This window comes from Thermoplasmata archaeon (assembly GCA_035622275.1).
Lineage (GTDB): Archaea > Thermoplasmatota > Thermoplasmata > Lutacidiplasmatales > UBA184 > Lutacidiplasma.
This window is the reverse complement of record DASPVQ010000017.1, coordinates 26,056-36,037: the sequence shown is the minus strand read 5'-3', so window position 1 is coordinate 36,037 and position 9,982 is coordinate 26,056. Positions and strand designations below refer to the sequence as shown.

10 protein-coding genes and 1 tRNA gene are annotated in these 9,982 nt (G+C 71.8%); 4 read left to right on the top strand and 7 right to left on the bottom strand.

All coding sequences use genetic code 11. The annotated features are described in order from the left end of the window. Window positions 1-7 precede the first annotated feature (7 nt). The 3 genes from VEL82_04895 to VEL82_04885 form a co-directional block, all read right to left on the bottom strand. Window positions 8-80, bottom strand: a tRNA-Val gene (locus VEL82_04895). A 33-nt stretch (window positions 81-113) separates the two neighbouring features. Further along, the gene (locus VEL82_04890) at window positions 114-986 is read right to left on the bottom strand and encodes a lysine exporter LysO family protein (GenBank protein HXW67193.1); all 873 of its coding nucleotides are present in this window, start codon (window positions 984-986) and stop codon (window positions 114-116) included. Window positions 987-991: 5 nt separating this feature from the next. Then, a complete protein-coding gene (locus VEL82_04885; protein ID HXW67192.1) occupies window positions 992-2,332 on the bottom strand; it encodes an adenylosuccinate synthase in 1,341 nt (446 codons plus the stop codon). A gap of 125 nt (window positions 2,333-2,457) precedes the next feature. Between VEL82_04885 and VEL82_04880 the strand changes: the two genes are divergently transcribed. Beyond that, window positions 2,458-3,591 (top strand): aminotransferase class I/II-fold pyridoxal phosphate-dependent enzyme, encoded by a 1,134-nt coding sequence (locus tag VEL82_04880; protein ID HXW67191.1) that lies wholly within the window; start codon window positions 2,458-2,460, stop codon window positions 3,589-3,591. Then, on the top strand, window positions 3,588-3,728 hold the full coding sequence (locus VEL82_04875; protein HXW67190.1) for a hypothetical protein: 141 nt from the start codon (window positions 3,588-3,590) through the stop codon (window positions 3,726-3,728). The genes VEL82_04880 and VEL82_04875 overlap by 4 nt, the downstream gene beginning before the upstream one ends. Here the strand turns inward: VEL82_04875 and VEL82_04870 are convergent. The 4 genes from VEL82_04870 to VEL82_04855 form a co-directional block, all read right to left on the bottom strand. Then, entirely contained in the window at window positions 3,707-4,861 is a 1,155-nt protein-coding gene (locus VEL82_04870; GenBank protein ID HXW67189.1) for a glycosyltransferase family 4 protein, read from the bottom strand. The genes VEL82_04875 and VEL82_04870 overlap by 22 nt on opposite strands. Then, window positions 4,858-6,036: a glycosyltransferase family 4 protein gene (locus VEL82_04865; GenBank protein HXW67188.1), complete on the bottom strand. Its 1,179-nt coding sequence runs from the start codon at window positions 6,034-6,036 to the stop codon at window positions 4,858-4,860. The genes VEL82_04870 and VEL82_04865 overlap by 4 nt, the downstream gene beginning before the upstream one ends. A gap of 45 nt (window positions 6,037-6,081) precedes the next feature. Beyond that, window positions 6,082-7,161, bottom strand: coding sequence for a M20 family metallopeptidase (locus tag VEL82_04860; protein ID HXW67187.1), 1,080 nt, complete (start codon window positions 7,159-7,161; stop codon window positions 6,082-6,084). Between the two features lie 131 nt (window positions 7,162-7,292). Further along, window positions 7,293-8,546 carry an NAD-dependent epimerase/dehydratase family protein gene (locus VEL82_04855; protein HXW67186.1) on the bottom strand — a complete coding sequence of 418 codons (1,254 nt, stop codon included), beginning with the start codon at window positions 8,544-8,546 and terminating at the stop codon, window positions 7,293-7,295. Between the two features lie 133 nt (window positions 8,547-8,679). Here VEL82_04855 and VEL82_04850 point away from each other — a divergent pair, with 133 nt between their 5' ends. Further along, window positions 8,680-9,450, top strand: coding sequence for a PAC2 family protein (locus tag VEL82_04850; protein ID HXW67185.1), 771 nt, complete (start codon window positions 8,680-8,682; stop codon window positions 9,448-9,450). 22 nt (window positions 9,451-9,472) lie between these two features. Continuing rightward, the gene (locus tag VEL82_04845; protein HXW67184.1) at window positions 9,473-9,943 is read left to right on the top strand and encodes a GNAT family N-acetyltransferase; all 471 of its coding nucleotides are present in this window, start codon (window positions 9,473-9,475) and stop codon (window positions 9,941-9,943) included. The last annotated feature ends 39 nt before the right edge of the window (window positions 9,944-9,982 follow it).

Sequence of the window (9,982 nt, the reverse complement as noted above, 5' to 3'; positions counted from 1 at the left end):
TGTCGGATGGGCTCGGCCGGATTCGAACCGGCGGTCTTCGCTGTGTGAGAGCGACGTCGTAACCGCTGGACCACGAGCCCGAGGTCCGGCCGAGCGCACCGGTCCCTTAACGTTCACGCCGGCAGCGACAGGACCGCCGGGACGAGCAGGCTCGCCGCGATCGTCAGGACGAGCCCGGAGGCGAGCGCGAGGCTGGCGGAGTCCGGGTCGCCGTACCGGGTGACGAAGTAGAGCGTCGTGTCCATCGCCGTGGCGCCGCCCATCGCGGTCAGACCGGCACCGCCCAGCCGTCGTCCGAGGTAGGGCGCGAGGAGCATCGTGAGGTCCTCCCGCAGGAAGTTCGTCAGGAACGCGATGAGGCCGAGGACCGCCCCCAGCCGCGCCGCGACGAGGGGCCCGGCCAGCGAGTAGAACCCGAAACCGAGCCCGGTCGCCAGGGCTGCGGACAGCGGGATCCGGGCGAACGCGGTCGCAAGGACCGCGGCCGTGACCGCGCCCACGCTCGCCGCGACGATCGGGACCCAGACCCGCTCCAGACCCTTCGCCGTCAGGACGAGGCCGAACCCGACCAGCGCCAGGAGGGCGCAGAGGACCCACGGGATCGCGGCGGCGGCCGGCAGAGCGACCACCCGCCCGAGGCCGAATCCGGCGAGGAGGGCAGCCAACAGACCGAACGTGACCACGGGGCGTCGGGTACCGGGGCGTCCCGTAGCGGGCGTGGCCGGCCGGCCCGGGCCGAGACCGCGGAGGAGCGCGAATACCGCGACGGTGATCGCGAGGATGCCGCCGACGAGCGCGAGCGCGACGGGGATGGCCGAGAGGAGCGCGACCGGCGGGACCGAGTCGAGCGAGGCCCCGAGCAGCGCCACCAGGAGCGCGACCGTGGCGAGCGTCGCGCGCGGCACCCAGGGCCCCTTGAGGCGAACGAAGCGTCCGACGGCGAAGCCGGCCGCCAGCGCGACGTAGAGGTACAGGTCGAACGCCACGGGACCTAGGAGGTCCACTCGCGCATCGTCCGCCGACGCCCGAGGCGACCGGGCGGGCCCAGCCAGAGGGTCTCGTCGCGGTGGGCGCCGTAGCCGAGGTACTCGACGGGCACACCGGTCTCCTCCTCGAGGAACTCGAGGAACCGACGGAGCGTCGACGGGAGCGCGGAGACGCCCTCCCGCTGGAGCCGCTCCTTCGCGCGCGCGTGCAGTTCCGACCAGCCCGGCAGGCTCTCGTAGATCGGCTCGGCCCGGGCGAGGTCCTCCACTCGGCTCGGCGGCAGTGCCCGCGTCGTCGAGCCGTCCGGGAGCCGGTAGCCGACGCAGACCGGCACCTCGTCGAGCCCGCCGAGGACGTCGACCTTTGTGATCGCCAGCGAGGTGAAGCCGTTGAGCCGGGCGACGTAGCGGAGCAGCACGAGGTCGAGCCAGCCGCAGCGGCGCGCGCGCCCGGTCGTCGCCCCACGCTCGCCACCGACGCGGCGCAGGAACTCGCCGCGTTCGCCGGTGTCCTCGGTCGGGTACGGGCCCGCGCCGACGCGGGTCGAGTAGGCCTTCGCGACCCCGACGATCGCGTCGACCTCGGTCGGGGGGATGCCGCTCCCCTGCAGGGCGCCGGCGCTCGTGGGATGCGAGCTCGTGACGTAGGGGTAGGTTCCGAAATCGACGTCGAGCAGCGCGCTCTGCGCCCCCTCGAGCAGGATCTCCTCGCCCCGGTCGATCGCCTCCCAGAGGAGCGGCTCGGTCGGGCGGATCATCGGCGCGAGCCGCGAGCCGACGTCGAGGAGGCTGGCGGCCAGCGTGTCGATGGGCGGGAGGTCGGCCAGGTGGGTCTTGGTCGCGTAGAGGAGCGCGAGGCGCTCGCGAACCACGGCCGGTCGGCTCAGGTCGCCGAGACGGATCCCGAAGCGGGCGTAGCGGTCGGCGTAGGCCGGGCCGATGCCGCTCTTCGTCGTGTCGAGCGCGGCCGTCGGGTTCGTGCGGGCGCGCAGCTGGTCCTCCCAGACGTCCTCGGCCTCGTGCAGCGGCAGGACGACGTGGGCCCGGTCCGAGAGCACGATCTCGCCCCGCCGGAGACCGCGTCGCTCGAGCTCCCGGATCTCCTCCTCGAGCTTGAACGGCTGGATCACCATGCCCGGCCCGCTCACCGCGCCCACGCCGTGCCGCAGCACCCCGCAGGCGACCTGGTGGAGGACCACCGGGCCCTCGGGGAGGACGATCGTGTGGCCGGTGTTGGGCCCGCCGGCGCTGCGGACGACGTAACGCGCGTTCGCGGCCATGAAGTCCGCGATCTTGCCCTTCGCCTCGTCGCCGAACTGGGCGCCGAGGACGATCCGGACCGGCATCGGGGCGTTCCGAACTCCCGGAGCGGTCCGGATAGAAGGCCCTTGTGCCCCGCGCGTCACGCCGGCGCACGCCGGACCGCCGCCCCGCCATAACGGTAATGAGGAGCCCGACGGTCGGCGGCGGAATGGTCGCGCGACGGGTGCGTTCTGTCGAGATCTCGGGCATCCGCAAGATGTTCGAAGCGGCTCCGCGCAACGCCATCAACCTCGGCCTCGGCGAGCCCGACTTTGAGCCACCGCCCGAGGTCGTCGAAGCGCTCTGTGCAGCCGTGCGCGACGGGCTGAACCACTACGGCCCGTCGGCGGGACTCGCCGCGCTGCGCGAGAAGATCGCCGAGCGCTATCGTGACCGCGACCCTCGGACGAGCCGGGAGAACGTCATCGTGACCGGCAGCGGCTCGGAGGCGCTGATGGCGACGGCGATGGCGCTGTACGACGCGGGCGACGAGGTGCTCGTGCCGAACCCGGGCTTCGTGCTGTACGCGCCCGACGCCCGGCTGATGGGGGCGACTCCGGTCCCCTACTCGCTCACGGGTCGCCGGCGCTACGTCCCGGACCTCGAGGAGCTCGAGCGCCTCGTCACGCCGCGCACGCGAGCGATCGTCGTCAACAGCCCGTCGAACCCGACGGGCGGGGTGATCCCGTCGACCGTCGTCGACCGGATCGTCGCGTTCGCGGAGCGCCACGACCTCGTGATCGTGTCGGACGAGGTCTACGAGGAGATGGTCTACGACGGTGCGTTCGCCTCGTTCTGGGGCCGGAGCGACCGGGTCGTGGTCGTGAACTCGTTCTCCAAGACGCTCGCGATGACCGGCTGGCGGCTCGGCTTCCTGGTCGCCCCCCGGTCGCTCGCCCTCGACCTGAACAAGATGCACTACCACATCATGGCCTGTCCGCCGACGCCCGCCCAGATCGCCGTGATCGCGGGCCTCGGGAACAGCACCGCGGCGGTCCGCGCGATGGTGCGAGAGTTCCGGGTCCGCCGAGACCTCGTCGTACGTTTGCTCCGCCGGATACCGGGGATCCAGATCGTCCCGCCGGCCGGCGCGTTCTACGCGTTCCCGCGCTTCGCCTGGCCCCGCTCCTCGGCCGAGGTCGCGACGGCGCTGCTGCGGCGTGGGGTCATCACGACCCCGGGCGACGCCTTCGGCTCGCTCGGGGCGCGCCACCTGCGGATCTCCTTCGCCGCCTCGCGAGCGAACCTGGAGCGCGGGATCGGTCTCGTCCGGGCCTATGCGCGCGACGAGGACGGCGAATGATCGTGGGTCTGCTCGGCCGGCTCTTCCGGTCGATCGGCCGGGTGCGGGGCGGCGACGCCGGCCGCGACCTGGCCCACGTGGGCGACGAGCTCGTTCGGCTCGACGCGCGTTCGGCTCAGGCGGCGACGGCCCGGTAGACGGACCGCAGTCGCTCGATCGCGACCGACCAGTCGTAGCGCGTCACCCACTCGCTCGCGGCGAGGGTCCGGGCGCGGGTTCCGTCGGCGTCGTCCCGCACGTCCCGCAGCGCTTGCGCGAGCGCCGCCGGGTCGCCGTAGGGGACGAGACGGCCCACGCGACCTCCGTCGAGCACCTCCGGTACGCCCCCGACGGCGGTCGCGACGATCGGAACCCGGGCCGCCATCGCGTCGAGCAGCACCAGGCCGAACGCCTCGTACTCGCTCGGCAGCACGAGCGCCTTCGCCCCCCGGATCACGGCGCGATACGCGGCCGGGTCGTCCACGTGTCCGAGGAAGACGACCTCGCGCTCGAGGCCGAGCCGGCTCGCGTGGGCGACGAGCGCGGAGCGCTGTCCCCACTCCGGGCCCAGGAGAACGAGCGGGAGGCGGTGGGGAGGATCGAGGCGGGCCAGTGCCTCGAAGAGCTCGGGAAGCCCCTTGTTGGGTGCGAGGCGCCCGGCGAAGAGGAAGTACTGGGGCGGCAGGCCGGCGGGCGGTGGCCCGTCCCGTTCCGGCGCTCCCCATGCGGCGAGGTCGATCCCGTGCGGGATGACGTGGATCCGACCGCGCGGCGCGAACTCGCGGACCAGACGCGCCTCATGCTCGGTGATCACGATGATCGCTCGGGCGACGCGGTAGGCGCTCGCGCCGAAGCCGGCGTCCTGCAGGCGCAGGAGGCCCCGCTTGAGCCCGGACTCGCTGCGGTGCGCCGGGTGGTAGTGCGTCGACACCACGAGCGGGATCCCCCGGCGCTCCGCCACAGCCGCCGACTGAAGGACGTGGCCGTAGCGGTGCGAGTGCGCGTGCAGCACGTCGGCGTCGCTCGCGGCGAGGGCATCGATCAGCCCCACCATCATCGGCATGCTCAGCCGCGGGATCAGGTGGCGGCGGACCGGAAAGCGGTGGACGGGCACCCCGTCCACGATCGGCGGGAAGTCGGTGCGGCGGACCCACTCGCCCTCGTCGTACAGGTCGCTCGCGTAGACCGCGACCTCGTCGCCGCCCGTGCGCAGCCGACCGGCGATCTGGCGGACGACGGTCTCGACGCCCCCGGGCGCGTCGTAGCGCAGCGTGACCAGCGCGATCCTCATCGGCCGAGGACCTCGCGGTAGATCTCCCTCAGGCGGTCGACCGTGCGCTCCCAGGTGTAGCGCGGAACGACCTCGACGCGGCCGTGGTGGCCGAGCCGCCGCCCGAGCGCAGGATCGTCCCAGATCCGTTGCAGGGCGAGCGCGAGCGCCCCGACGTCCCCCGGCGGCACGAGCAGTCCCGAGCGCTCGTCCTCGATGAACTCGGGGACGCCGCCGACCCGGGTCGCGACCACCGGGGTGCCGGCCGCGAGGGACTCGAGCAGGACCAGGCCGAACGCCTCGTACTCGCTGGGGAGGACGGTGACCGTCGCCTCGCGGTAGGCCGCGGACAGCAGCCGGTCGTCCGCGACGTGGCCGAGGAAATGGACCCGGTCGCCGAGCCCGAATCCGCGCACGCGTCTCGCGAGCGAGGCCTGCATGCCGCCATCGGCCCCCACGAGGACGAGATGGGCCTCGGGGGCCGCCCGGGCGAGTCGTTCGAAGGCGCCGAGGAGCTCGACGAGCCCCTTGTTGGACGCGAGCCGGCCGACGAAGAGTACGTACGGCCCCGGAATGCGGAAGTGGTCGCAGAAGACCGGGCCCGGCGCCGCCGGGGGGAGCGGCGTGTAGCCAGGCGGGACGATCTCCACGGGGGGCAGCGCAAGGCCAAGGCCGCGCAGGAGCCGCTCCTCTTCTCGCGTCTGCACGATCACCCGCGCGGCCGCCGCGGTGACCCCACCGGCGACCCAGCGGTCGTAGAACCCACGCAGTCGGTGGCGGATCCAGCCACCCTCGATCGACCAGATCGGATGGAAATGCGCGGTCAGCACGAACGGGACGCCGGTGCGCCGTCGCACCCGGCGGGCCGCGGCCACCGGGTTCGTCCCGAACGTATGGACGTGCACGATCTCCGGGCGCGCCGCCTCGACGGCCGGAACGAGGCCCCGGAAGAACAGGTAGTGCAGCTCGCCCGGGAGCGACCAGACCGGGAGCCGGCGGACGGAGCCGAACGACGTCCGCTCGGAACGAGGCACCTCGGGCGCGAGGCGTTCGACCGGGAACTCTCGGTAGAGATCGCTCGTGAAGACGTCGACGCGGTCCCCGCGATCCCCCAGCCGGCGGGCGATCTCCGCGACGTGCCGCTCGACGCCCCCCGGTGCGGGAGGATAGCGTGCGCACAGCTGCGCGACCTTCACGACCGCGTGGTACCGCCGCCGGTATTTGATGCCGTAGCGAGGGCGCTAGGACAGGGTGCGCATGCCGGCGAGGCGCTGGGCGTACTTCTTGTAGACCTCGCTCGCCCGCGAGACCGACTCGACCTTCACGTACTCGTTGGCCTGGTGCGACAGCTCCTCCTCGCCGGCGCCGAAGATCACGACCCGCGGGTTGACCTGGGCGTAGTGGACTGCCTCCGAGGCGTGGACGAGGACCGCGCTCTCGGCCTGCGCGACGTCGCGCAGGATCCGCACGTGCTCGCCGTTCGGATCGATCTGGACGGCGGGCATCGACAGGATCCGGCGAAGGGTGAACGGCGTCTTGATCCGGCGCAGGTGCTCCTCGATCTCGTGGTAAAGCTGATCGGGGGTGTACGGCGGCGGGAAGCGGATGTCGACCTCGGCCGTGCACTTGTTGGGGACGACGTTGAGGCGAGTGCCGCCGTTGAACGTCCCGATGTTGAGCGTGACCGTGCCGAGCTCGGGGTGGGCGATCCGCCCTTTGAACGACTCGAGGCCCCGCAGGATCCGCATCATCTTGCCGATCGCGTTCTCGCCGAGGTGGGGCATCGCCCCGTGGGCGGCCTTGCCCCGCGTCTCGATCGAGAGGTCGAGAACGCCCTTCTCGGCGTAGGCGACCCGTAGCCCGGTCGGCTCGCCGACGACCACCGCTTTCGCGCGACGCAGGGGCAGTGTCTTGGCGAGCGCCATCGCCCCCTGCATCGAGGTCTCCTCGTCGGTGGTGAACGCGAGCACGACCGGGATCTTGCGAACGACCAGGTCCTGCGCGGCCTCCAGCATCGCGACGACGGTCCCCTTCATGTCGGCCGCGCCGCGGCCGTACATCCGGCCCGAGGCGAGCTGGCTCTGCGAAAAGCTCCAGTAGTCCCCGACCGGCGGCGTGTCGAGGTGACCGGAGAGGACGACCCCGCCCTGGCCGTACTCGGCCAGCAGCGACGGCGCCTGCGCGTCGCCGAAGAGCGTGTTGCGCATGTGGATCTGGTCGGTGAACGACTGGACGTAGTCGAGCACCTCCTGCTTGTCCGCGAACGGGTCGCTCGGGATCTTGATCAGCTCCGACAGCATGTCGATCATCTGGCGTTTCATCGGATGGGGACCCTCTCGCCGTTCGATGCCGGACTGCCCGAACGATCTTCGGACCGGAATCGCCGGTAGCGTCTTAATCGTTGCTTCGGGCGGGGCGCGCGCTGCGACGGGGTCCGCGCGACCGCGCGAGCTCACGCGACGCTTCGGCCTTCCGGTGCCGCGGATCCCGGGGCCGGGGGCGGCGTGGGGGCCGGGTTCGGCGCGCGCGCGGCGAGCGCCGGCCGACTGTCCGCTTCCGCCCAGCGGACGGCGGGCTGCACCACGTGACGCCGCGCCTGTAGGCGTCGCCGGAAGGTTCGCAGGTCGCGGAAGATCTCCCGGACGACGTCGTCGAGCTCCCGGGTCCGCCGGTAGCCGAGCCCGGCGAGGTGATCGTGGATCGGCGCGTAGTAGTGCTCCTCGGCCTCGATCCGCGGGTTCGGGGGATGGTCGACGCTCGGGTGCAGGCCGAGCTCGGTGGCGATGCGCGCCGTGCGCTCCGCGAGCTCGTTGACCGAGTAGGCGGCGTCGAACTGGTTGAAGACGCGGTACTCGCCGCGCGCCGGCGGATGCTCGAGCGCGAGCCGCAGCGACTGCATCGAGTCCTCGAGGGCGATGAATCCGCGTCGCTGGTCGCCCTTGCCGTACGGGGTGATCGGCAGCCCGAGGATCGCCTGCACGATGAAGCGGTTGAGCGCGGTTCCCCAGGTCTCGTCGAAATCGAATCGGGTCAGGAGCCGGCGATCGGTGATCTCCGGGGTCCGGATCCCGTAGATCACGCCCTGCATCACGTCGGTCGCCCGCAGGTTCCAGATCCGGGAGGCGAACATGACGTCGCCGGAGTCGAAGACCTTGCTCCAATGGTACCACGAGCCGGCTTGCCGCGGGAACGGCAGCCGGTCGCGGCGCCCCCGGTACTCGATCTCGAACGAGCCCTCGGGGATGTCGACGTTGGGGGTGCCGTACTCGCCCATCGTGCCCATCTTGACCAGGTGGGCGTCCGGACAGATCTCCCGCATGGCGTAGAGCAGGTGGAGCGTGCCGGTGAGGTTGCCGACCTGGGTCTCGACCGCGTGGTGGACGTCGATCATCGAGTAGGGTGCCGAACGCTGCTCGGCGAGGTGGACGATCGCGTCGGGTCGCTCGAGCTCGAGGACGTGCCGGGTGAACGCGAAGTCGGAGAGGTCCCCCCGGTGGAAGCCGAGCTCCCGTGCCAGGATCTCGCGGACGGCCGCCTGCCGTCGGGGGAAGGAGGGGATCGGGGTCGCCGACCAGCTGCCCACCTCGCGCACGCGACGCCGCGTGACGAAGCTGTCGACGCCAACGACCTCGTGCCCGCGGCCGAGCAGATGGAGGGCGAGCGGCCAGCCCGAGTAGCCGTCGATTCCGGTGATGAGCACCTTCATTGCGATTCCGCGTCGAAGAGGGTCGGGGGAAGGATATAGTCTCGGCGGCGGGCATCGGCGTCCGCGCGAACGGTCCAAAGGGGGTTAAGTGTCGAGGAGACTCCGGCGCTCGGGCGAGGAGGTTCCCCGCGGCGTGGAGGAGATCCGGATCGTCGACACTCGCGACGAGCCGCTCAAGGGCGCCATGATGGTCGTGGGCTTCCCCACCCACGGCCTCGTCGGATCGGTCGCCGCTTCGTACCTCGTCCATACCCTCGACATGAGCCTGGTCGCCTACATGGTGAGCGAGGAGTTCCCCCCGACCGTCATCATGGAGGAGGGCGTCGTCGGCGCCCCCGTCCGCTTCTACGCGAGCAAGCTCGTCTGCGGCGTCGATCGCTCCTGCGACCAGCTGCTGGTCGTCATCGCGGACATCCAGCCGCCCGTGAACCTGCTGAACTCGCTCGGCCGCGTGCTCCTGGACTGGGCGGAGTCGAAGGGGATCCAGCTCGTGGTGGCCGTCGAAGGCCAGCCGATCGAGGACGAGACCCGCGGCGACGCCCGGGTGGTCGCGATGGCGAACCGCGCGGCCGCCCCGCTGCTCGAGAAGTACCAGTTCGCCGCGGCGAACGGGGTCGTCACCGGCCTGGCCGGCGGCCTCCTGCTCGGGGCCATCGGTCGGACGACACCCGTGCTCTGCCTGGTGGCCCAGGCGCACAAGGACTACCCCGACGCCCGGGCGGCCGCGAAGGTGATCGAGACGGTGAATCCGCTCGTCCCGCTGATGGTGCTCGACACGAAGCCGCTCCGGGAGAAGGCGCGCCAGATCGAGGCGGAGGTGCGCAAGACGCTCCAGCAGACCCGCGAATCGATGTCGAGCATGCGGAACGCCGAGTCCGAAGGACCGGGTGAGATGTATCGCTGACACGGCGCGTCCCCCGCCGTCCGTGGGCGTTGCGCCTGCCGATCTCCCGCCGGTCAGCCTGCGGGGCTTCCGTCCGACGGACGTGCCGTTCGTCGCCGCGATCGTCGCCGACGCCCTGCACGAGCACTACGACCCCTCGCTGTACCAGTCGTTGAGCGGCGACTGGCCGGAGGGGTTCCTCGTCGCCGCCGATCCGAGCGACGTCCCGGTCGGCTTCCTGCTCGGCGTCTCCCAGATCGAGAACGAGGTCCGGGTGCTCATGTTCGCCGTCGACCGCCATCATCGCACTCGGGGCGTGGGGACCCTGCTCATGACGACGTTCCTCGACCGGAGCCGGGGCCGGGGGTTCCGCCGCGTCACCCTCGAGGTCCGCGTGTCGAACGCCCGGGCGATCCGCTTCTACACGCGCTACCGTTTCTCGGTCATCGACCTGTTGCGCGCCTACTACTCGGACGGGGAGAACGGGTACCAGATGGCCCGCGACCTCGCCTAGCGATCGCCCGCGAGCGCAGGGGCTAAGACCTCGGGGCCC